The sequence below is a fragment of the Burkholderia sp. Bmkn7 genome, assembly GCF_041103175.1.
Lineage (GTDB): Bacteria > Pseudomonadota > Gammaproteobacteria > Burkholderiales > Burkholderiaceae > Burkholderia > Burkholderia cepacia.
Map to the genome: position 1 here is coordinate 2,296,876 of NZ_JBGCUH010000003.1, position 22,525 is coordinate 2,319,400.

A 22,525-nucleotide genomic window follows, 5' to 3' on the forward strand; every position below is an offset into this window, starting at 1 on the left:
GCTTCAACGATATGCACGCCGAAGTACGTCCCGCGAACGCCTGTTTATCGGGGTTCGACCACCCATGCGCCGCCGCGCTCGACGAGCGAACGGTCGCAGGCGAACTCGTCGAGCACGTGATCATGGCCCGGCAGTGCCTGGATCACGACCTCGCCCGCATCGCGCAGCGCCGCAACGGCCGCGCTCAGCGCATCGTCCTGCGCCCACGGCGCGAGAATCGCGGTACCGCGAGCCTCGACCGGCGAAATCCGGGCGAGCTCGCGCAGGTCGAGCGAGAAGCCGGTGGCCGGACGCGCACGACCATACGCCTGGCCGACGTGGTCGTAACGGCCGCCGCGCGCGATCGCGTTCGGCACGCCGTCGATGTAGGCGCTGAACATCGCGCCGCTGTGATACGCGTAGCCGCGCAGATCGCCCAGATCGATCGCCACTTCGGCACCCTTCGCCTGCGCCGCGAGTTGCGCCAGATCGTCGAGCGCCCGCGTGATTTCGGGCAGCACCGGCAACCGCGTCCGCGCCTCGGCGAGCACGCTCGCATCGCCATAGAGGTGGGGCAGCGCGCGCAGCGCGGCGCGCGTATCGGCGCCGAGATCGTCGGTCAGTTCGTTCAGCAACGGCACGTCCTTGCCCGACAGCGCGTCGTACAGCGACTCGCCACGCTCCGCGGCCTGCGCGTCGCGCGCCAGCAGCGCCGCGAGCACGCCCGCGTGGCCGAGATCGAGACGGATCCGCGACAGGCCTGCGAGATGCAGCGCATCGAGCATCAGTTGCTGGATCTCGAGGTCGGCCTCCAGCCCGGCATGCCCGTAGATTTCGGCGCCGATCTGGATCTGCTCGCGCGTCGCGTGCAGGCCGCGCGGACGCGTATGCATCACGTGGCCCGCATAGCAGAGGCGCGTCACGCCCTGGCGGTTCAACAGGTGGGCGTCGATCCGCGCGACCTGCGGCGTGATGTCCGCGCGCAGGCCGAGCGTACGGCCCGACAGCTGGTCGACCAGCTTGAAGGTGCGCAGGCGCAGGTCGGCGCCGCCGCTCGTCAGCAGCGACTCGAGATACTCGAGCAGCGGCGGCATCACCATTTCGTAGCCATACGAACGGAAGCGGTCGAGCAGCCTGCGGCGCAGCTCCTCGATCTTGCGCGCTTCCGACGGCAGCACGTCGGCGATATTCTCGGGAAGTAACCAGGTCGACATCGGTACGGTCCTACGACGGGAAACAGCGCGCGACCACGCGCGCCGCGATGTGAATCGGAAATTCTGAATTCGGGCGGGACGGACGGCGGATGCGCCGTCCGGATCAGGTGGCGAGCAGCAGCAGTATGAGCCCGAGCACCATCACGATCAGCCCGCCGATCCGGATATGATGCGGCGGCCGCTCAGCTATTCTACGAAACGTGTCGCGCCAGGCGACGGGAAACACGAAGGGGAACGCCCCCTCGATGATCAGCATCAGCGCTACTGCGAGCAACAACGAGCCAGCCAGGTCCATGCGAGCGACGGCGCCGCTCGACGCGGCGCCCCAAGGTCAGTGTTTGCGGGGAGCAGCCGCCGCCGGTGCGGCACCGCCCGTCGGGCTGCGCATGAAGCGGAAGAACTCGCTGTCGGGATCGACGACGATGATGTCGTTGCGCTTGAACGTGTTCCGGTAAGCCTGCAGGCTCGCGTAGAACTGATAGAACTGCGGATCGCGGCCGAACGCATCGGCGGCGATCGTCGCGGCCTTCGCGTCGCCCTCGCCCTTGATCGTCTGCGCGGATTTGTACGCGTTCGCGAGCACGGCCTGCTGATCGCGTTCGGCGTCGGCCTTGATCTGCTCGACGTCGGCCGCGCCTTGCGCACGCACCTGCGCGGCCTGATCGCGCAGAGCGCCGATCATCCGCTGATAGACGGCATCGGTTTGCGCAGCGGGCAAGTCGACGCGCGTCAGCTGGACGTCGACCACGTCGACGCCGAAACCGGACGCCTTTGCCTTCACTTCGTCGCGGGCCGCATCGGCGATCGCACGCTGGCCGCCGAGCGCATCGTCGAGCGCATGCTTGCCGAACGCGTCGCCGAGTGCGCTCTTCAGTGCGCCGGCCAGACGTTCGCTGGCGGCCGCCGGGTCGCCCCCCGTCGCCGTGAAATACTTCATCGGATCGCCGATCCGGTACTTCACCGCATAGGCGACGAGCAGATCGTGCTTGTCTTCAGTCGCCACTTGCAGCGGATCCGAAGACTCGAGCGATTGAAGCCGCGTGTCGATCAGCGTCGCCGTCTGCAGCGGCGGCGGCAATTTGAAATGGATGCCAGGCCCGGCCAGTTCAGGCTGCGCGCCGTCGCGCCCCGACAGCACGGCCGCATGGCGCGGATCGACGGTAAGGACTGTCGAGGATGCCGCGAAGGCAACGATCACGATTGCGACGACGAGCGCAATGATTCGGTTCATGTTCTGCGCTCCCCGTTACTTCAGATCGTCTTCGCGCGACCGGCTGCGAAACGCCTCGCGCGATCGCAGCACGTCGTTGCCCGACGCTGCCGCGGCCGACGCCGCACTCGCGGGCGCCGCTACCGCCGGCGCGACGGCCGCCGGTGCCGACGCCACATCGGGTGCGGATGCCCCCGTGGACGCCGCGGCGTTTTGTCGCCCCTGCTCGACGAGCTTGTCGAGCGGCAGGTAAACGACGCTGTTGCCGCCCTTGTTGCCGACGAACACCTTCGTCGAGTTCGAATAGATTTCCTGCATCGTCTCGAGATACATCCGCTCACGGATCACCGCAGGCGCCTTCGAGTACTGCGCATAGACCTGCTTGAAGCGGTCGGCATCGCCTTCGGCTTCCGTGACCACGCGATCGGCATACGCCTTTGCTTCGTCGACGAGCTTCGCGGCATCGCCCTGCGCCTTCGGCAGCAGGTCGTTTGCATACGCCTGCGCGGCGCGCTTCGCGGCCTCGCGCTCGTCGCGCGCCTTGGCGACTTCGCCGTACGCGGCCTGCGTCTGCTCGGGCGCCGCAACGCTCTGCATCGTGACGGCCGTCACCTCGAGTCCCGACTGGTAGCGGTCGAGATCGCGCTGGATCGCGGTGGAAAGCTGCTCGCGCAGCGCGTCGCGGTCCTGGTTCAGCACGTCGGCCGCGCTGCGCGTACCGACGATCGCACGCACCGCGGCCTGCGCGGCCTGCGACACGCTGCGCTCAGGATCGACGCTGCGGAACAGGTAATCGGTCGCGGAACGGATCCGGTACTGGACGATGAAGCGCACGTCGACGATATCGGCATCGCGCGTCAGCATCGCGGCTTCCTTCACGTTCGCGAGGCGCACGACGTTGTTGCGGCCGATCTCGATCGAGCGGACCTGCGACGTGTCGACGATCTCGTGCGACGCGAACGGATACGGCGCGCGCCAGTGCACGCCCTGGCCGACCGTACCCGACAGCTTGCCGAGCTGCAGCACGACGCCTGTCTGGCCTTCCTGCACGACGAACAGCCCGCTGCCCGCGTAGACCGCGACCAGCACGCCGATCACGATGCCTACGCCGACTCGCGCGGCCCGCCCGTTGTCAGGACGAAAACCATTGCCGCCCTTGCCGCCGAAAAGGCCGTTCAGGCGCCGGTTGAAGTTGCGCCACATCTCGTCGAGATCGGGCGGACCATCGCCGTCGCCGCCTTGCGGACGCTTCGATTCGTTCGCACGGGGACGGGATCCGTCTTTGCCATTGCCTTCGCCGCGTCCCCAGCGGGGATCGTTGATCGACAGCAAGGCGCGCATCCGCCGCCAGGTACTCCGCTCGTTGTATTCGTTCACCAGAGTTTGTTCACCAGATTAGACGCCGGCGAACCGGCCGGGACCGGTTAGCGCCCGTGTTCGGAAATCGTGTGGTCTTCGTGTGGTTCAGCGGGAGCGCCGTCGAGCGCGCCGTCGGGTAACGTCGCGCTGGAAAGGTGTTCCGCGGAGGCGATTTCGGCGATGGCGGCACGCAACGCGTCAAGACCCTGACCGGTGCGCGCGCTCAAAAAGACGCGCGAAATATTACCATACTCGTCCCGCTCGACCGCGTCGCCGCGGGCCGCCAGCTCAGGCACGGCGTCGATCTTGTTGAACACCAGTACCTGCCGGATCGTGTCCGCGCCGATCTCATGCAGCACGCCGTTGACCTGCTCGATCTGTTCGAGCCTGACCGCGCTCGATGCATCGACCACGTGCAACAGCAGATCCGCGTGAATCGTTTCCTCGAGGGTCGCGCGGAATGCGGCGACCAGCTGGTGAGGCAACTCGCGGATGAACCCGACCGTATCCGACACGACGATCTGGCCGACCTCGTCGCCGAGGTACACGCGCCGCGACGTCGTGTCGAGCGTGGCGAACAGCTGGTCGGCCGCATAGGCCTGCGCTTTCGTCAGCGCATTGAACAGCGTCGACTTGCCCGCGTTCGTATAGCCGACCAGCGACACCGACATCGTGCCGCTGCGCGCGCGTTGCCGGCGCTGCGTGCTGTGCTGGCGGCGCAACCGGTCGAGCCGCGACTTCAGCATCTTGATGCGTTCGCCGATCAGCCGGCGGTCGGTTTCGAGCTGGGTTTCGCCAGGGCCGCGCAGGCCGATACCACCCTTCTGCCGTTCGAGGTGGGTCCACGCGCGAATGAGTCGCGTCGACAGGTACTGGAGCTGCGCGAGCTCGACCTGCAGCTTGCCTTCGTGGCTACGGGCGCGCTGCGCGAAGATGTCGAGGATGAGGCTGGTGCGATCGACCACACGCCTGTTAAGTGCCTGCTCCAGATTACGTTGCTGGGCCGGCGCCAATGCGTGATTGAAGATGACGATTTCGACGTTGTGCGCGTCGCAGGCGAGCCGGAGTTCTTCGGCTTTGCCGCTGCCGATGAACATCTTGGCATCGGGACTGGAGCGACGACCCGTGAGGGTGACGGCGGGACGGGCCCCCGCACTGGAGGCGAGAAGACTGAGTTCTTCGAGACTGGCTTCGAAATCGGTCTTGCCGAAATCGATGCCGACGAGCGCTGCGTTGATCAAATTTTCAGGTGTCAAGATAAGGCGGCTGGCATCGGTCGCTCGCGGCGACCGGATGCCGGCCGCTGCGATAGGTTAGGACGAGGCTTCCGCGTCCGGGTGGAAATTCACCGGGCGCGCCGGCACGACCGTCGAGATGGCGTGCTTGTACACCATCTGGGTCACCGTATTACGGAGCAACACGACGTACTGGTCGAACGATTCAATGTTCCCTTGAAGCTTGATGCCGTTGACGAGGTAGATCGAAACGGGAACGTGCTCTTTGCGCAGTGCGTTCAAAAACGGGTCTTGTAACAATTGCCCTTTGTTGCTCATGGCGTACTCCATCTTTTTTTGCAGGTTGATCTGGATTGGCGGCGAAGAAAAAGAGATCCGGCGCCAATCGCTACACTATAGCCGATTTTGCCTGGCCCACCCGGGGCATAGGCCGTGCGGCCTACCCCTCGTGTAACGCGTGTAACAGGCGTGCTTCAGCTCTTGTCCGCGTACGGATTGTTCGACGAACGGAACTCTATGCGCAATGGAGTCCCCGTCAGTGAGAAAGTTTCGCGGAACCGGTTTTCCAGGTAACGCTTGTACGTTTCCGTCACGGCGTCGAGCGCGTTGCCGTGGATGACGATGATCGGCGGATTCTGGCCGCCCTGGTGCGCGTAGCGCAGCTTCGGACGCACCGGGCCGCGACGGCGCGGCTGCTGGAACTCGACTGCCTCGATCAGCGCGCGCGTGAGCTTCGGCGTCGGCAGCTTCGCCATTGCCGCCGCGTACGCGTCGTCGACCGAGCGCATCAGCGTGCCGATGCCGGTCTTCTTCGTGGCGGAAATGAAGTGCGATTTCGCGAAGTCGAGGAATTTCAGCTTGCGGGTCAAATCCGCTTTCGCCCGATCGCGCGCATGCTCGTCGAGCCCGTCCCACTTGTTGACGCCGATCACGAGCGCGCGACCCTGTTCGACGACGAAGCCGGCGATGTGCGCGTCCTGGTCGGAAATGTCCTGCTGCGCATCCAGCAGAAGAATGACGACGTTCGCGTCGGAGATCGACTGCAGGGTCTTCACGACCGAGAATTTCTCGATCGCCTCGAACACCTTGCCGCGGCGCCGCAGGCCGGCCGTGTCGATCAGCGTGTATTTCTTGCCGTTACGCTCGAAGTCGACGTAGATCGAATCGCGCGTCGTGCCCGGCATGTCGAACGCGATCACGCGATCCTCGCCGATCAGCGCGTTCACGAGCGTCGATTTGCCGACGTTCGGGCGGCCGACGATCGCGATCTTGATGCCGCGCGACGGATCGTCGAGGTCTTCCTCTTCCGGCTGGCCCGCATACGCGACCTCCAGCGCCTCGTTGATCATGTCGGTCACGCCGTCGCCGTGCGCGGCCGAGATCGCGCGCGGATCGCCGAGCCCGAGCTCGTAGAAGTCGGTCGCGACCGCCGTGTACTTCATCCCCTCGGCCTTGTTGACGACCAGGAAGATCGGCCGGCCGGTCTTGCGCAGGTAGTCGGCGATCGACTTGTCCTGCGGCGCAAGCCCGTTGCGGCCGTCGACGATGAACACGACGACGTCGGCTTCCTCGACCGCCTGACGCGTCTGGCGCGCCATCTCGTGCAGGATGCCGTCCTTCGCGACAGGCTCGAAGCCGCCCGTATCGACGACCAGGTACGGCCGCTCGCCGACGCGCCCTTCGCCATAATGGCGATCGCGCGTCAGGCCGGGCAAGTCGGCGACCAGCGCATCACGCGAACGCGTGAGCCGGTTGAACAGCGTGGATTTCCCCACATTGGGGCGCCCAACGAGGGCAATGACCGGTTTCATCTGTGTTTTCTACGGTGAAGCGCAGCAGCGGGAGGCCCGCTGCTGCGGGCGGCTGCGCTGAATGAAAATATCACGAATTCGCGCCGCGCCGGATGCGCGCGCCTGGCGCGATGCGCGCCGTCGTCTTTCGTCTCGAACTGCCTTTCAAATACCGAGCGGCCGGGAGCACCGGCCGCCTTCAAGTCGCACGACCACGGCGCGCGGGACGAGCCCGTCGCGCTGCGGTCGCGCATGTTTCCTGTGCGTCAGCGCGGACGGAATCCGTACAGGCCGCCGTCCTTCGTCTGCACGACGAGCGTATTGCCCGCGAGGACCGGTGCCGCCGTGATCGCGCTGCCGTCGGTCTTCATCCGCGCGATGAAGCTGCCGTCTTCGCGCGACAGGAAGTGCACGAAACCCTTGTAATCGCCCATCACGACCGCGTGCCCCAGCAGGTACGGCACGCCGACGTCGCGGCTCTTCAGCTTGTCGTTGCGCCAGAGCTGGTTGCCCGAAGCGGCATCGTACGCGGTCACGACCGACCAGTCGTCGCCGCCGGCAACGACCGAATCGTCCTGTGCGAGGCCGCTGCGGCTCGAGAACGGCTTTTCCCACAGCGGGCGCCCCGAGTTCGCATCGAAGCAGCCGAGCTGACCCTGGAACGTCACCGCGCAGGCTTCCGCACCCACGAGCGTCGGCGGGCCGCTGACGTCGTTGATGCGCTCGACCTCGGTCACGCCCTTCGGGAACGACACCGGCGTCTGCCAGAACGGTTCGCCCGTCTGCAGGTTGATCGCGACCAGCCCGCCGCCGGGGAAACCCGCCAGCACCGCCGCGTCACCGGCGAACGTCATGCCGGCCGACACACGCAGGTTCAGCGGCACCGCGCGGTTGCGGTAGTTCCACTTCTGCTCGCCCGTCTGTGCGTTGAACGCGACCACCTGGCCGTCGATCGTGCGGACGACCACCAGGCCGTTGCCGACGAGCGGCGGCGAGAAGATCTCGCCCTGCACGCTGGTCTTCCACAGTTGCTTGCCGTCCGGGCCCAGTACGAACACGCCGCCCTTCAGCGCGCCGACCGCGGTCAGGTTGCCGTCGCTGCCGACACCGGCCGACAGGTCGGAGCCAACCTTCGCGCGCCAGACCGTCTGGCCCGTCTTCGCGTCGATCTTCTCGACCGAACCGTTTTCGCCCGCCGCATAGACGGCGTCGCCCACGGCCACCGGCGAGAACAGGTAGCGCCCGCCCTTGCCGACGCTCGCCTTCCAGACCTGTTGCACGTCCATCACGGGCTTGAACTCGGTGAGCGGCGTCGGCACGCGGCGCGCGTCCTTCGACGACGAGCAGGCCGCCAATGCGAGGACAGCCGCCGCGCAGGCAACGGGCACAGCGTAACGTTTCAGCAAATTCATCGGTTAGCGAGGCAGAGTTAAGAGGTTGAGGGGACCGGGGTTCAGCCGCCGAGCGCGTCCAGCTTGAACTGCACGAGCTGGCGGGCAGACTGGTCGTCCTTCGACAGGCCGTCGAGCGCGAGCTTGTATGCGGCGCGCGCGTCGTCGGTCTTGCCTTGCGCGGCAAGCAGATCGCCGCGGCGATCGGCCACGAGGCCCTTGAATGCATCGACCGGCGTACCCGACAGCAGCGCGAGGCCCGCGTCGTACGCCTTCTCGTCGAGCAGCAGCGACGCGAGGCGCAGCTTCGCGATCTGCTTGTACTCGTCATCCTTGGCGTGATCGACGGCCCATTGCAGCTGCGCCTTCGCACCTGCCGTGTCACCGGCCGCGTACAGCGTCTTTGCCGCGGAGAGCGCCGTCATCTGTGCATACGGCGTGCTGCCGAACTTGGCTTCCATGTCGGCGGCCGCGCGAGCCATCGTCGCCTTGTCGTTCGCGGCGGCAGCCTTCTGGACCTGTTCGTACAGCCCGGACGCCTCGGCAGCCTGACGGCGCTGCCAGTAGTTCCAGCCATTGAAACCGGCCGCGACGACGAGCGCCGCGAGCACGATCCACGTGGTGAGGTTGCCCCAGCGGGCCCACCACGCCTTCAGACTTTCAATCGATTCTTGTTCGTCGTGATAACTCATCGGCGAGCGATTCCTTCCTGTTCAGGCCTTTCTTGTCGAGCGGATGCCAGCGCGATCAGTCGTCGCCGTCTTCGGCGGATGCAACCATCGCATTGATTAGGAATTCGGTCAAGCCTTCGACCGGTACGGTCTGCTGAACGTTCTTTTCCCCGTCTCCGCCCGCACCGCGCAGCGCCTTCACGCCCACCGTACCGTTCGCAACCTCCTCTTCGCCGAAGATCACCGCGAACGCGGCGCCACTGGCGTCGGCCCGTTTCATTTGCGACTTGAAGCTCGCCGGTGCGCCGTCCGCGCTGCAGTGGAAGATCACGTCGAGGCCCGTATCGCGCAGGCGTTCGGCCGCGATGAACGCCTGTTCGCGCGCGGTCTCGCCCTGGTGCACGACGTACACGTCGACGCCTTCCTGCTCGGGCGCGAGATCTTCTTCCTTCAGCAGTTCGAGGATCCGCTCGATGCCCATCGCCCAGCCGCACGCCGCGGTCGGCTTGCCGCCGAGCTGCTCGATCAGCGGATCGTAGCGACCGCCGGCCGCGACCGTGCCCTGCGCGCCGAGCTTGTCGGTCACCCACTCGAACACGGTCAGGTTGTAATAGTCGAGACCACGCACGAGACGCGGGTTGATCTTGAACGGGATGTTGTTCGCGAGCAGCAGGCGCTGCAGCCCTTCGAAGTGCGCGCGCGATTCTTCGCCGAGGAAGTCGATCAGCTTCGGCGCGTTCTGCGCGATTTCCTGCAGCGCGGGATTCTTCGTGTCGAGCACGCGCAGCGGGTTCGTATACAGACGGCGCTTTGCATCCTCGTCGAGCACGTCGGCGAACTGCTCGAGGTACTTGATCAGTTCGACGCGGTGCGCGGCACGCTCTTCGGCGAGGCCGAGCGAGTTGATCTCGAGCTTGATGCCGGTCAGGCCGAGGTCATCCCACAGGCGCTGGCACATCATGATGATCTCGGCATCCGCATCGGGGCCCGCGAAGCCGAGCGCCTCGACGCCGACCTGGTGGAACTGGCGATAGCGGCCGCGCTGCGGACGCTCGTGACGGAACATCGGACCGATGTACCACAGGCGCTTCGGGCCGTCGTACAGCATGTTGTGCTCGATCGACGCGCGCACCACCGCCGCGGTATTTTCCGGGCGCATCGTCAGGTTCTCGCCATTCAGCGCGTCGGTGAAGCTGTACATCTCCTTCTCGACGATGTCCGTGACCTCGCCGATACCGCGCGTGAAGAGCTGCGTGTGTTCGACGATCGGCGTGCGGATGTTCTGGTAGCCGTATGCGCGCAGCAGCGATTTCACGGTGGCTTCGAAGAACTCCCAAAGGCCGGCATCCTGCGGGAGGATGTCGTTCATGCCCTTGACGCCGGTGAGCTTCTCGATCTTGCGTTTTTGTTCAGTCATCGTGTGTGTGGACGAATTAGTTCAGGGCCTCGGTACGGCCGTAATTGCGTGCGACGTAGTCGCTGACGATCTGCTGGAATTCCTCGGCGATCCGCTCGCCGCGCAGCGTCTTGACCTTCTCGCCGTCGATGAAGACGGGCGCGGCCGGGTTCTCGCCCGAACCCGGCAGGCTGATGCCGATGTTTGCATGCTTCGATTCGCCCGGGCCGTTGACGATGCAGCCCATCACCGCGACGTTCATCTTCTCGACGCCCGGATACTCCTTGCGCCAGACCGGCATCTGTTCGCGCAGGTAGGTCTGGATCTGCATCGCGAGTTCCTGGAACAGCGTGCTCGTCGTACGGCCGCAGCCCGGGCACGCGATCACCATCGGTGCGAACGAGCGCAGGCCCATCGTCTGGAGGATTTCCTGGCCGACGATCACCTCGCCCGTGCGCGATGCGCCCGGTTCCGGCGTCAGCGAGATGCGGATCGTGTCGCCGATCCCTTCCTGCAGCAGCACGCCGAGCGCAGCCGTCGAAGCCACGATGCCCTTCGAGCCCATGCCGGCCTCGGTCAGCCCGAGGTGCAGCGCGAAGCCGCAGCGGCGGCCGAGTTCGCGGTACACGGCGATCAGGTCCTGCACGCCGCTGACCTTGCACGACAGCACGATACGGTCGCGGCCGAGGCCCAGTTCGACCGCACGCTCGGCCGAGCCGATCGCCGACTGGATCAGCGCCTCGTACATCACGCTCTGCGCATCCCACGGCTGCGAACGCGCGCCGTTCTCGTCCATCATGCGCGCGAGCAGATCCTGGTCGAGACTGCCCCAGTTCACGCCGATCCGTACCGGCTTGTCGTACTTGGCCGCGGCCTCGATCATCTGCGCGAACTGCGTATCGCGCTTCGCGCCCTGGCCGACGTTGCCCGGGTTGATCCGGTACTTCGACAGCGACTCGGCGCAGCCCGGGTAGTCACGCAGCAGCAGGTGGCCGTTGTAGTGGAAATCGCCGACGAGCGGCACGGTCACGCCCATGCGGTCGAGCTGCTCGCGGATCGCCGGCACGGCGGCCGCGGCCTCGGGCGTGTTGACCGTGATGCGCACCAGTTCGGAGCCCGCGTTCGCGAGTTCCTTGATCTGGATTGCCGTGCCGATCGCGTCGGCCGTGTCGGTATTCGTCATCGACTGCACGCGCACCGGCGCGTCGCCGCCGATCGTCACGAGCTGCCCGCCCCAGCGGACATCCACCGCATGCGATACGCGGCGCGGCTGATGCCCGCCGAACACCGGCTCGGTTGAACAAATCTGACTGCTGCGTGGGGATTGAGCTTCGGATTGCATCGATAGATCCATTTACGCGGAATGCGCCGCGACGCGGCGCATGAATTGAAAAAGCGCCGTGCCCTCACGGCCTGCCGATATCGACGACAGGCCTTCGCCACGGCGCTTGACGTCAGGGCAACGTGAACCGCGCCACGTTACCCCGCGCTGCCGAATATTTTGCCGGATCGACGGGTTTTCCGTCGAACGCAACGGTGTCGAGGCCCGCCTTGTTGCCGATCGTGACCTTGAACGGGCCGTCGCCCGCGACCTGCTTCGCCTCGCCGCCGCGCACCAGCCCGGAGAACAGCTCCTTGCCGCTCTTGTCGCGCACGCTGAACCAGCTGTCCTGCTTGACCTTCAGTTCGACCATGGACTGGCCGGCCGCGACCGCGACGCTCGCCGGCTGAGCCGGCGCGGCGGCGCTTGCCGCCGCCGTCGCCACGACAGGCTGCGATGCGGCCGCCGTCACGGCCGGCGCCACCGGCGCGGGCGCCGGAACTGCCGACGCAATAACCGGCGCCGACGGAGCAGATGCAGCAGCCGGGGCCGGAACCTCATTCGCGACCACGACAGCCGCACCGCTCGAGGCCGCCTCTTCGACGGTTGACGAGGATGCCGCCGCCGGCACGCTCGCGGCCGACGCATGCTCCGCGTCGCCGCTCTTGAAGCGCGCGAGCAGGCTCGACGAATCGCCGCCAGTGTGCCACATCAGTACGGCGACCACCGCGACGACGACGATCGCCGTGCCCCACAACCACGGATGATGCCGCGACGATCCGCCCAGCGGAATCGACACGCGGCCGCGCGGCAGATCCGTCCCCGACGACGCGGGCATCGACAGGTCGACTTCCGGCACCCCGCGCTCACGGCGCAACGCCTGCGCGAACGGCTCCGGATCGACGCCGAGCATCTTCGCGTAGCTGCGTACGACGCCGAGTGCAAACGTCACGCCGGGCAAATGACTGATGTCACCCGCCTCGAGCGCCCGGAGCTTCTGCGGTGCGACCTTGAGTCGCGCCGACACGTCGTCGACGGTCCACCCTCTTGCCTCCCGAAGCTGCGCCAGCCGGCTGCCGACCGCCGCAAGCGATTCCAACCCCGCCGGTGCCGGCTTCGCGCCATTCGTCTCTGCGCCGTTAGACGGCTGCGGCTCACTCATCCTTGTCCTCGCGTCGATTCTTCTTCACTGGCGGCCGCCGCCGGCTCCCGCCGGCCGGCACCCGCAACTGTCCATACCATGCGCGACGCCGTGGCGCCGCGACCGATCGCTATTCGCGTGTTGTACCGCCCAAAAGGCGCTGGCATCCCCGGCCAGGCGCCCCTGTCAAATCGCCCGAACCTCGATGATTTTCCCTGCTGCGCCCGTTCGTTCCGCGAGGCGCGTGCGATCCTTCACTGCGCCGGCCAGCTGGCCGCACGCGGCATCGATGTCGTCGCCGCGCGTCTTGCGCACGGTCGTGACGACACCCGCGTCGATGAGGACCTGCGCAAAGCGCTTGATCTGCTCCGGTTTCGAGCGGATGAGGCCCGATTCCGGAAACGGATTGAACGGGATCAGATTGAACTTGCACGGCACGTCGCGCGTGACGGCCAGCAGTTCGCGAGCATGCGCTTCGGTGTCGTTGACGCCGTCCAGCATGCAGTATTCGAAAGTAATGAAGTCGCGCGGCGCGACTTTCAGGTAGCGCTGGCAAGCCGCCATCAGCTCACGCAGCGGATACTTCTTGTTGAGCGGCACCAGCTCGTCGCGCAGCGCATCGTTGGGCGCGTGCAGCGAAACGGCCAGCGCAACCGGCAACTCGGCGCCGAGGCGGTCCATCATCGGCACCACGCCGGACGTGGACAGCGTGACGCGGCGGCGCGACAGGCCGTACGCGTTGTCGTCGAGCATCAGCCGCATGGCCGGCACGACCGCGCTGTAATTCAGCAGCGGCTCGCCCATGCCCATCATCACCACGTTGGTGACGACCCGCTCGGCCTTGCCGTTCGGGCCGGGTGCGCGACCCAGCGATGCTCGCAATGCAAATTCGGCCATCCGTAGCTGGCCGATGATTTCGGCTGTCGACAGGTTGCGGGAAAAGCCCTGCTTCCCCGTCGAGCAGAAGCGGCAGTTCACCGCACACCCGGCCTGCGACGACACGCACAGCGTGCCGCGCGTCTCTTCCGGGATGAACACGGTTTCGACCGCATTGCCGTTTCCGACGTCGATCAGCCACTTGCGCGTGCCGTCGGCGGAAACGTGATCGCTGGCGATCTCGGGCATGACGATCGACGCGCGGCCCTTGAGTTTCTCTCTCAAGGACTTCGCAAGATCGGTCATGCCGTCGAAATCGCCAGCGTTGTACTGGTGGATCCAGCGCTGCAACTGCTTGGCGCGGAACGGCTTCTCGCCGAGGCTGCCGCAGTACGCGACAAGACCCTCGGCATCGAAGTCGAGAAGATTGACGGAAGTTTCGCTCGTCATGATGTGCTGCCTTGCCGCGTGCGCTGAATCCTGCCTACTTGCTGCCAGCCAGGGCTTAGCGCGAGTAAACGTTCATTTCCGGGAAGAAGAACGCGATTTCGACCGCTGCCGTTTCCGCAGCGTCCGAGCCGTGCACGGCGTTCGCGTCGATGCTGTCGGCGAAGTCGGCGCGGATCGTGCCCTTTTCCGCCTTCTTCGGATCCGTTGCGCCCATCAGGTCGCGGTTCTTCAGGATCGCGCCTTCACCCTCCAGAACCTGGATCATCACCGGGCCCGAGATCATGAAATCGACGAGGTCCTTGAAGAACGGACGCGCTGCGTGAACCGCGTAGAACTTCTCTGCGTCAGCACGCGACAGGTGTGCCATGCGCGATGCGACGATCTTCAGGCCGGCGCCTTCGAAACGGCTGTAGATCTGGCCGATCACGTTCTTTGCCACCGCATCCGGCTTGATGATCGACAGGGTGCGCTCGATTGCCATAAAAACTCCAAAAAATTAAGAAGTTACAGGTTCAAATGAATCCGCTATTGTAGCACGATCCCGTGTATCATTGCGATTGAACCCTTACACGCGTGAAAGGTTCAGAATCCATATGTTTTGTGCTGCCCGGCCATTGAAACCTCCCGGCACGGAACGTATCTTAGCCATAGCTGCTCCGGTTTGCTGCGCCGCACACCGCGCGCGCCGAACCGGCCCCGGACGCCCACGCGTTCAATGTTAGGAGAAACCATGAACGACTATCCGTACAATTTCGGCCGCGGCGGTTCCGTCAGCACCGCCGAGGTTCGCAACCGCGTGCTGCGGAACACGTACTGGCTGCTCGCGCTGTCGATGGTGCCGACCGTGCTGGGCGCCTGGGTCGGCGTCGCGACGGGCTTCTCGCTGTTCGCGGCCACGAGCCCGATGATGAGCCTGCTCGCGTTCTTCGCGATCGCGTTCGGCTTCATGTTCGCGATCGAGCGGACGAAAAACAGCGCGGCCGGCGTATTCGTGCTGCTCGGCTTCACGTTCTTCATGGGCCTGATGCTGTCCCGGCTGCTGAGCTTCATCCTCGGCTTCTCGAACGGCCCGTCGCTGATCATGCTCGCGTTCGGCGGCACCGGCATCATCTTTGCCGCGATGGCGACGATCGCCACCGTCAGCAAGCGTGATTTCTCGGGGCTCGGCAAGTGGCTGTTCATGGGCGTGATCGTCATCCTGCTTGCCTCGGTCGCGAACATCTTCCTGCAACTCCCGGCGCTGATGCTCACCGTGTCGGTACTCGCGATCGCGATCTTCTCCGCCTACATGCTGTTCGACGTCCAGCGCGTCGTGAACGGCGGCGAGACGAACTACATCTCGGCAACGCTCGCGATCTACCTCGACCTGTACAACGTGTTCACGAACCTGCTCGCGCTGCTCGGCATCTTCGGCGGCAACCGCAACTGACGTTCGCCACGCATCATGAAAAAACCGGCCCGCGGGCCGGTTTTTTTACGTCCGCCGCCCGGAACTCAGTCGCGCTCGAACAGCGCGATCGATTCGACGTGCGACGTATTCGGGAACATGTTCACGACACCGGCGCCCTTCAGGCGGTAGCCGGCCTCGTGCACGAGCAGGCCCGCGTCGCGCGCCAGCGTCGACGGGTTGCACGACACATAGACGATGCGCTTCGGCAGCGGGCCTTCACCGCTCTGCGCGATCTCGGCCAGCGCCTTCGATACCGCGAGCGCGCCTTCGCGCGGCGGGTCGATCAGGAACTTGTCGAATGCGCCGAGCGCACGGATGTCGTCGCCCGTCACTTCGAACAGGTTCCGGCACGCGAACGTCGTGTGGCCGTCGACACCGTTTTCGCGCGCGTTCGCCAGTGCGCGCGTCGTCAGCGTGTCGCTGCCCTCGATGCCCATCACCTCGCGCGACAGCCGCGCAAGCGGCAGCGTGAAGTTGCCGATCCCGCAGAACAGGTCGAGCACGCGGTCGTCGCGCGACGGCGCGAGCAGGCGCAGCGCACGGCCCACCAGCACGCGGTTGATCTGATGATTGACCTGCGTGAAGTCGGTCGGCTTGAACGGCATGCGGATACCGAATTCCGGCAGCGTGTAATCGAGCGACACGTCGAGCGGATAGAACGGCGTCACCGTATCGGGGCCCTTCGGCTGCAGCCAGAACTGCACCTTGTGCTCGTCCGCGAATGCGCGCAGCAGCGCTTCGTCGTCCGCGTTGATCGGCTCCAGCACACGCAGCACGAGCGCCGTGACTTCCGAGCCCACCGCGAGCTCGATCTGCGGCATCCGATCGCGAATCGACAGCCCTTCGACGAGCCGGCGCAGCGGCACCAGCATCGCCGACACGTGCGGCGGCAGCACTTCGCAGCTCGTCATGTCGGCCACGTAGCTGCTCTTCTTCTCATGGAATCCGACCAGCACGCCGCCCTTCTTCGCAACGTTGCGCACGGTCAGGCGTGCACGGTAGCGATAGCCCCACGACGGGCCGTGGATCGGCGCGAACATCGTTTCCGCGCGCAGCTTCGCCAGGTGCCACAGGTTGTCTTCGAGCACGCGCTGCTTGACCGCCACCTGTGCGCGCATGTCGAGATGCTGCATCGAGCAGCCACCGCAGGTGCCGAAGAACGCGCATTTCGGCTTCGTGCGCATCACGCTCGGGCGCAGAATGTCGACAACCGTCGCCTGCTCGTAGCTCGGCTTGCGGCGGAAGCTCGAATAAGTCACGCGCTCACCCGGCAGCGCGCCCTCGACGAAGATGACCTTGCCCGGCTCGCCGTCCTCGGTGATCGTGCGGCCGACACCGCGCGCTTCCATGTCGAGCGATTCGATCTCGAGAACCGGGGCGATTCCGGGCGCGACGGGCGCATTTCTTGATTTGCGCGCAGAAGTGGGGACGGCTTCGGACACCAGCTTTTCCTGACAAACGTTGAAGAAGGCGAGATTGTAGACGACGAAGGCCCGCATCGCCCGCTTTGCATGAGGCAGGCGTCCATACTTGAGCATGGACCGCACGACATTGCGCCGGAATGGCCAGGGACGCAACTCCGCCGGGCGGGCGCGGCGAAGCCGAGCGGGCGCCCTCCCCCGGGCCTGGAATCCACCCGTCAGGAGATTCGACCATGCGACTGATCGACTGGAACATCCAATGGGGTCGGGACGCGGACGGCGTCGTCGATCTTTCGCGCACCGTCGCGGCAATCCGCAGGCTCGGCGACTTCCACGTGCTGTGCCTGCAGGAGGTCACGCGCGGCTTCGGCGCATTGCCCGGCCGGCCCGGCGCCGACCAGTTCGCCGAACTCGCGGCGCTGCTGCCCGGCCATACGATCGTCGAAGCGATCGGCGCCGACCTGCCGCCGATCGAAGCCGGCGCACCGCGTCGCCAGTTCGGCAATGCGATCGCGACCCGGCTGCCGGTCGGGCGCGTGCTCCGCCAGTTGCTGCCGTGGCCGGCCGACGCCGGCGCGCCGTCGATGCCGCGGGTCGCGCTCGACGTCGAGCTGCAGGCGCCCTTCGGACCGCTGCGCGTGGTCACCACGCATCTGGAATACTATTCGGCGCGCCAGCGGCTCGCCCAGGTCGACGCGCTGCGCGACCGGCACCGAGAGGCCTGCGCACACGCTGCACGACCAGCGCCCGCCGAAACCGCCGAGGGGCCGTTCAGCACGACCGGCCAGCCGTGCGACGCGATCGTCTGCGGCGATTTCAACAGCGCGTTCGGCAGCGATGCCTATTGTCGATTCCTGGCGCCGATCGCAGACGCGCCGCGCTTCGTCGACGCATGGGTCGCCCGGCACCCCGGCCGGATGCCACCGCCGACGGCGGGTGTCTACGATACGGCGCAATGGTCGGAGGGGCCGCTCGCGTGCGACTTCGTATTCGTGACCGATACGCTGCTGCCGCACGTGATGCGCTGCGAAATCGACGGCGACGTCCGCGCATCGGATCACCAGCCGGTGCTGCTCGAACTCGATTGATCGCGCCGGCCTCGGCGCACCCCACCCGCGCTACGCGGTGAAGCCGGCGAGGTATTCGGCCCAGTGCGACGCCGGCTCCTGCGCCAGCGAGTTCTTCACGAGCAGGATCTCGTCCGCATACTCGCTCGGCGTCAGGCCGCCGCGCATCAACTGGAACCGGCAATACAGCAGGTACGTATTGACGACGTCGGTTTCGCAATAGTTGCGGATTTCCTCGATCCGCCCGTCCAGGAACGCCGGCCACACCTGGCTGCCGTCCATCCCGAGCTTGCCCGGAAAGCCGCACATCTTCGCGAGTGCGTCGAGCGGCGCGTTCGCGCGCGCCTGATACATCGCGAGCACATCCATCAGGTCGGTATGCCGCGAGTGGTAACGCGAGATGTAGTTGTTCCACTTGAATTCGCGGTCGTCCTCGCCGAGATCCCAGTAGCGGGTCGCGGGAATGCCGTGCACGAGCGCGCGGTAATGGAGCACAGGCAGATCGAAGCCACCGCCGTTCCACGACACCAGCTGCGGCGTGTATTTCTCGATCACGCGGTAGAACGACTGGATCAGCGTGGCTTCGTTGTCCTGCGGCGTGCCGAGCGAGCGTACGCGAAACCCGTTGTTGTCACGGAACACGCACGAGATCGCCGCGATGCGCTGCAGGTGGTGCGGCAGGAAATCGCCGCCGGTCTTCTCGCGGCGCGCGGCGAACGCATGTTCGGCCACCGCGGCATCGTCGAGCGTCGCGGGCAGGTCTTCCAGACGGCGAATGCCGTCGACATCGGGAATCGTCTCGATGTCAAAAACAAGAATCGGAGTCATCAGTTACAGAACGGCGTCCTTGCGCACGCCGTTGGAGGCGAAAAACCGCTTGAGGCGCACCAGCGCTTCCTGCTGGATCTGGCGCACGCGCTCGCGCGTGAGCCCCATCTCGTCGGCCAGCTCCTCGAGCGTCGCCGGTTCGATGTGATTCAGGCCGAAGCGGCGCTCGATCACGTGGCGGTGCTTGTCGGACAGCCGCGACAGCCACGCGCGAGTGAGCGTCTCGAGTTCGCGATGCTGCACTTCGGCGTCGGGCGACTGGCTCTGGTCGTCGGGCAGCAGGTCGAGCAGGCTGCTCGCGGGATCGAGGTCGAGCGGCGCGTCGAGCGACGCCGTGTGCTCGTTGAGCGCGAGGATATCGGTGACTTCCTCGGCGGTCTTGCCGGTGAGATAGGCGATGTCGTCGATGCTGGCTTCGCGGCGCTCGGCCGCCTCGCCCGTCGACATCGAATTCTTTTCGAGGTGGCGCTTCGCGCGCAGCACCTGGTTCAGTTCGCGGATCACGTGCACGGGCAGGCGCACCGTGCGGGCCTGGTTCATGATCGCCCGCTCGATGCTCTGGCGGATCCACCACGTCGCGTAGGTCGAAAAACGGAAGCCGCGCGTCGGGTCAAATTTTTCGATCGCATGCATCAGGCCTAGGTTGCCCTCCTCGATCAGGTCGAGCAGCGGCACGCCACGGTTCAGGTATCCCTTCGCGATGCTGACGACGAGGCGCAGGTTGCGCTCGATCATCACCTGCCGCGCCTCGAATTCACCGGCCTTGGCCTGACGCGAATAGCGCTGCTCCTCCTCGACGGTGAGCAGCGGCTTCACGCTGATGCGGTTCAGGTAATGCTGGATCGTGTCGGCCGTGAGTTCGGCCTGCAGCAGCGTGCGGAAATCGTCGACGTCGGGCGACGCCTCGGCCCGGCCTTCGCGCTCGTCGTCGCCACCGTCAGCCTCGGCGTCGCGCGCCTCGAGATCGCGTTCGTTATCCGCGTTGTCGTCTTCGTCGTCCGTCGAAGCACCCGCTCGCCCCACCGATGCTTGCGTGGCACGACTGATCTTCTCAGACTCGGCTTGCGGCTCGTGGCGCTTCGATTTCGGCATGGTCGTCTCGGTTATTGAGGCGGCAAATACTTCAGCGGATCGACAGGCTTACCCTGCCGGCGAACCTCGAAATGCAGCATCACGCGGTCGGAATCGCTGTTACCCATCTCGGCGATCTTCTGCCCCTTCGTCACCGCGTCCCCCTCTTTTACCATCAAAGCGCGATTGTGTGCATACGCCGTGAGGTAAGTTGCATCGTGTTTGATGATAATGAGGTTGCCGTAGCCACGCAGGCCATTGCCGGAATAAACGACGCGGCCATCGGCTGCCGCCTTCACGGCCTCGCCGGCCGTACCGCCGATATTGACACCCTTGTTCTTCGCGTCGTCGAACCCGTTCAGCACGGGGCCGCGCGCGGGCCACGCGAACGTCACGGGGCCGCTCGGCGCAGCGGCCGTGTCGCTCGATGCGGCCGCCGCGACAGGCGGCGTCGCGACCGACGACGTACCGGCGGCCGGCGTTGCCGGGCCGCTGCTGAGCGGCGCGGTAGCGACGGCGGCGCCCGCGATCGGCGCGGCGACCTGCGTGCCCGCAACAGCGGCACCGGCCTGCGGCGACACGCGCAGCAGCTGGTCGACTTCGATCTGATTCGGGTTCGCCAGGTTGTTCCACGCGGCGATGTCGCGATAGTTCTGCCCGTTTTCGAGTGCGATCCGGTACAGCGTGTCGCCCGGCTTTACCCGGTAGTAACCCGGCGGCGCCGGCGGAAGCGGTACCGCGGGCTGCGCGGCGGCAGTCGTGCCGAGCGAACCGGAGCGATCGACGACGGGCGCGTTGTCGAGCCGCGTCGCACAGGCGGCCAGTAGCGTGGAGAACGCAGCTACGCAGATCGCGCGCTGGGCGAGCGTGAGCGGTTCCCTGGAACGGTTGTTTTGCATCGCGCGCAACATACTCATCGGTTTCAAATTACTCCGGATTTTAAAGGGACAAAGAAAACGCGATCAAGCCGTGACTCCCGCCATTGCGCGTGCGCGACGCGCTCGACGAGCGTGAGCACCTGGTGCTGCCCGCTCTGCGCGCCGACCGGCGCGACAAGGCGCCCGCCGATCGCGAGCTGCTCGAGCAGCGCCTGCGGCACGTCGAGCCCCGCCGCCGCGATCACGATCGCGTCGAACGGGGCCGCGGACGGCAGGCCGACACGCCCGTCGCCGTAGTGCAGACGGATGTTCGGCACGCGCAGCGGCCGCAGGTTCAGCTTCGCGCGCTCGTAGAGCGGCTTGATGCGTTCAATCGAATACACGTCGCGTGCCACGTGGCTCAGCACGGCGGCCTGATAGCCGCAGCCCGTGCCGATCTCGAGCACGCGCTCGAGCGTGCGGCCGGCCATCGCGAGCTCGATCATGCGCGCGACAACCGACGGCTTTGAAATGGTCTGCTGGTGGCCGATCGGCAGCGCGGAATCCTCGTAGGCCTGCGTCGCCAGCCCCGGATCCACGAACAGGTGGCGCGGCACCGCGGCCATCGCGTCCAGCACGCGCGCGTCGGTCACGCCGTTCGCGCGCAGCCGTTCGACCATCCGTTCGCGCACGCGTTCCGACGTGAGCGCGAACGCGCCGGCCGGCGCAACGCTCGGCGCGGCCGGCTTCGGCATCGCGGGCTTCAGCGCGGTCGGCTTCGGTGCGGTCGCGGGCTTCGCGGCGGGGGAACCGGGCATGGCCGTGCGCGCGGCAGCGGCTTTCACCGCAACCGGTTTCAGCACGGCCGCGGGCTTGTCGGCGGCCTTCGATGCCGCGACCGCCGCATGGCGTTCGCCGGCCCGACCTTCCGACTTGCGTGGCGCTCGCTTGAGATCTTCGAGCGCGAGCGGAAACCGCTTCGCGCGCTCGCCGCTCATGAAGCCCGCCCTCCGGCGCGCGCCCATTCGCGCGTCGCGGGCAGCATCTGCGTATGCGTGAGGTCCAGCTGCAGCGGCGTGATCGATACGAAACCGTTTGCCACCGCATGAAAATCGGTGCCTTCGCTGGCGTCCAGCGCTTCGCCCGCCGCACCGATCCAGTAGATCGGTTCGCCGCGCGGGTCGATCTGGCGAATCACCGGCTGCGACGGATGACGTTTGCCGAGACGCGTGACTTTCCAGCCTTTCAGTTCGTCGTAAGGCAGGTTCGGAATATTGACGTTCAACAGCGGCTGCCCCGGCAGCGGATGCGCGAGGGAGTGCTCGACGATCTCCGCGGCGACGCGCGCGGCGTCCGCGAGATGGGCCCAGCCCTTGTCGACCAGCGAGAACGCAATGGCCGGCACGCCGAACATGATGCCTTCGGTGGCGGCTGCAACTGTCCCCGAATAGAGCGTGTCTTCGCCCATGTTCTGGCCGTTGTTGATCCCGGAAACGACGAGATCCGGCCTGGCGTCGGCCATCCCTGTCAACGCGACGTGCACCGAATCGGTCGGCGTGCCGTTCACGTAGAAGAAACCCGTACTCGCTGCGCGCTGCACCGACAGCGGCCGCGACAGCGTGAGGGAATTCGACGCGCCGCTGCAGTTCTGCTCGGGCGCGATCACCGTGAGTTCGGCCAGCGGCTGCAGCGCGTCGCTGAGCGCGGCGAGACCGCGGGCGAGATAGCCGTCGTCGTTGCTGAGTAGGATTCGCATCCGGCGATTGTAACCGAGGAAAGATGGCGCGAGAGCGACAGT

At 66.1% G+C, this 22,525-nt stretch carries 22 protein-coding genes; 2 read left to right on the plus strand and 20 right to left on the minus strand.

The window, feature by feature from the left end; genetic code table 11:
- Window positions 1–44: 44 nt before the first annotated feature.
- The 14 genes from AB3K92_RS32210 to ndk all read right to left on the minus strand — a co-directional run bounded on the left by AB3K92_RS32210 (window position 45) and on the right by ndk (window position 14,514).
- Window positions 45–1,193, minus strand: coding sequence for an ATP phosphoribosyltransferase regulatory subunit (locus tag AB3K92_RS32210; protein ID WP_021163122.1), 1,149 nt, complete (start codon window positions 1,191–1,193; stop codon window positions 45–47).
- A 103-nt stretch (window positions 1,194–1,296) separates the two neighbouring features.
- Window positions 1,297–1,488, minus strand: a complete 192-nt coding sequence (locus AB3K92_RS32215; RefSeq protein ID WP_011352254.1) for a DUF2065 domain-containing protein — start codon at window positions 1,486–1,488, stop codon at window positions 1,297–1,299.
- Window positions 1,489–1,524: 36 nt separating this feature from the next.
- On the minus strand, window positions 1,525–2,424 hold the full coding sequence (gene hflC / locus AB3K92_RS32220) for a protease modulator HflC (protein ID WP_059494255.1): 900 nt from the start codon (window positions 2,422–2,424) through the stop codon (window positions 1,525–1,527).
- 15 nt (window positions 2,425–2,439) lie between these two features.
- Entirely contained in the window at window positions 2,440–3,780 is a 1,341-nt protein-coding gene (hflK, locus tag AB3K92_RS32225; protein ID WP_059651715.1) for an FtsH protease activity modulator HflK, read from the minus strand.
- A gap of 47 nt (window positions 3,781–3,827) precedes the next feature.
- Window positions 3,828–5,003, minus strand: a complete 1,176-nt coding sequence (hflX, locus tag AB3K92_RS32230) for a GTPase HflX (RefSeq protein ID WP_175829770.1) — start codon at window positions 5,001–5,003, stop codon at window positions 3,828–3,830.
- Between the two features lie 72 nt (window positions 5,004–5,075).
- Window positions 5,076–5,315, minus strand: coding sequence for an RNA chaperone Hfq (hfq, locus tag AB3K92_RS32235; RefSeq protein ID WP_006399927.1), 240 nt, complete (start codon window positions 5,313–5,315; stop codon window positions 5,076–5,078).
- Window positions 5,316–5,470: 155 nt separating this feature from the next.
- Window positions 5,471–6,808, minus strand: a complete 1,338-nt coding sequence (gene der / locus AB3K92_RS32240) for a ribosome biogenesis GTPase Der (protein ID WP_051392374.1) — start codon at window positions 6,806–6,808, stop codon at window positions 5,471–5,473.
- A 245-nt stretch (window positions 6,809–7,053) separates the two neighbouring features.
- Window positions 7,054–8,199, minus strand: coding sequence for an outer membrane protein assembly factor BamB (gene bamB, locus AB3K92_RS32245; protein WP_042977620.1), 1,146 nt, complete (start codon window positions 8,197–8,199; stop codon window positions 7,054–7,056).
- Window positions 8,200–8,240: 41 nt separating this feature from the next.
- Window positions 8,241–8,870, minus strand: a complete 630-nt coding sequence (locus AB3K92_RS32250) for a tetratricopeptide repeat protein (protein WP_021163115.1) — start codon at window positions 8,868–8,870, stop codon at window positions 8,241–8,243.
- Between the two features lie 55 nt (window positions 8,871–8,925).
- The gene (gene hisS / locus AB3K92_RS32255) at window positions 8,926–10,266 is read right to left on the minus strand and encodes a histidine--tRNA ligase (protein ID WP_027787236.1); all 1,341 of its coding nucleotides are present in this window, start codon (window positions 10,264–10,266) and stop codon (window positions 8,926–8,928) included.
- A 16-nt stretch (window positions 10,267–10,282) separates the two neighbouring features.
- Window positions 10,283–11,587, minus strand: a complete 1,305-nt coding sequence (gene ispG / locus AB3K92_RS32260) for a flavodoxin-dependent (E)-4-hydroxy-3-methylbut-2-enyl-diphosphate synthase (protein ID WP_027787235.1) — start codon at window positions 11,585–11,587, stop codon at window positions 10,283–10,285.
- Between the two features lie 112 nt (window positions 11,588–11,699).
- Window positions 11,700–12,728, minus strand: a complete 1,029-nt coding sequence (locus AB3K92_RS32265) for a helix-turn-helix domain-containing protein (protein ID WP_369466578.1) — start codon at window positions 12,726–12,728, stop codon at window positions 11,700–11,702.
- Between the two features lie 165 nt (window positions 12,729–12,893).
- Entirely contained in the window at window positions 12,894–14,033 is a 1,140-nt protein-coding gene (gene rlmN / locus AB3K92_RS32270; RefSeq protein WP_048021097.1) for a 23S rRNA (adenine(2503)-C(2))-methyltransferase RlmN, read from the minus strand.
- A gap of 55 nt (window positions 14,034–14,088) precedes the next feature.
- Entirely contained in the window at window positions 14,089–14,514 is a 426-nt protein-coding gene (ndk, locus tag AB3K92_RS32275; protein ID WP_006478674.1) for a nucleoside-diphosphate kinase, read from the minus strand.
- Window positions 14,515–14,763: 249 nt separating this feature from the next.
- Between ndk and AB3K92_RS32280 the strand changes: the two genes are divergently transcribed.
- On the plus strand, window positions 14,764–15,462 hold the full coding sequence (locus AB3K92_RS32280) for a Bax inhibitor-1/YccA family protein (RefSeq protein WP_006761414.1): 699 nt from the start codon (window positions 14,764–14,766) through the stop codon (window positions 15,460–15,462).
- A 65-nt stretch (window positions 15,463–15,527) separates the two neighbouring features.
- On the opposite strand, the gene rlmD is transcribed toward AB3K92_RS32280, so the two are convergent.
- Entirely contained in the window at window positions 15,528–16,925 is a 1,398-nt protein-coding gene (gene rlmD / locus AB3K92_RS32285) for a 23S rRNA (uracil(1939)-C(5))-methyltransferase RlmD (RefSeq protein ID WP_081052719.1), read from the minus strand.
- A gap of 212 nt (window positions 16,926–17,137) precedes the next feature.
- Here rlmD and AB3K92_RS32290 point away from each other — a divergent pair, with 212 nt between their 5' ends.
- On the plus strand, window positions 17,138–17,992 hold the full coding sequence (locus AB3K92_RS32290) for an endonuclease/exonuclease/phosphatase family protein (protein ID WP_369466579.1): 855 nt from the start codon (window positions 17,138–17,140) through the stop codon (window positions 17,990–17,992).
- A 30-nt stretch (window positions 17,993–18,022) separates the two neighbouring features.
- Here AB3K92_RS32290 and AB3K92_RS32295 read toward each other — a convergent pair whose 3' ends face one another.
- From AB3K92_RS32295 to surE, 5 genes are read right to left on the minus strand one after another with little or no spacing between them, the layout of a single operon-like run.
- Window positions 18,023–18,799, minus strand: a complete 777-nt coding sequence (locus AB3K92_RS32295; protein ID WP_021163110.1) for a 3'-5' exonuclease — start codon at window positions 18,797–18,799, stop codon at window positions 18,023–18,025.
- Window positions 18,800–18,802: 3 nt separating this feature from the next.
- Window positions 18,803–19,891 carry an RNA polymerase sigma factor RpoS gene (gene rpoS, locus AB3K92_RS32300; protein WP_124466375.1) on the minus strand — a complete coding sequence of 363 codons (1,089 nt, stop codon included), beginning with the start codon at window positions 19,889–19,891 and terminating at the stop codon, window positions 18,803–18,805.
- Between the two features lie 11 nt (window positions 19,892–19,902).
- On the minus strand, window positions 19,903–20,787 hold the full coding sequence (locus tag AB3K92_RS32305) for a peptidoglycan DD-metalloendopeptidase family protein (protein ID WP_048021090.1): 885 nt from the start codon (window positions 20,785–20,787) through the stop codon (window positions 19,903–19,905).
- A 5-nt stretch (window positions 20,788–20,792) separates the two neighbouring features.
- Window positions 20,793–21,725, minus strand: a complete 933-nt coding sequence (locus AB3K92_RS32310) for a protein-L-isoaspartate(D-aspartate) O-methyltransferase (RefSeq protein ID WP_048021145.1) — start codon at window positions 21,723–21,725, stop codon at window positions 20,793–20,795.
- Window positions 21,722–22,483 (minus strand): 5'/3'-nucleotidase SurE, encoded by a 762-nt coding sequence (gene surE / locus AB3K92_RS32315; RefSeq protein ID WP_060157919.1) that lies wholly within the window; start codon window positions 22,481–22,483, stop codon window positions 21,722–21,724. Before surE ends, AB3K92_RS32310 begins: the two co-directional genes overlap by 4 nt.
- Between the last annotated feature and the right edge of the window lie 42 nt (window positions 22,484–22,525).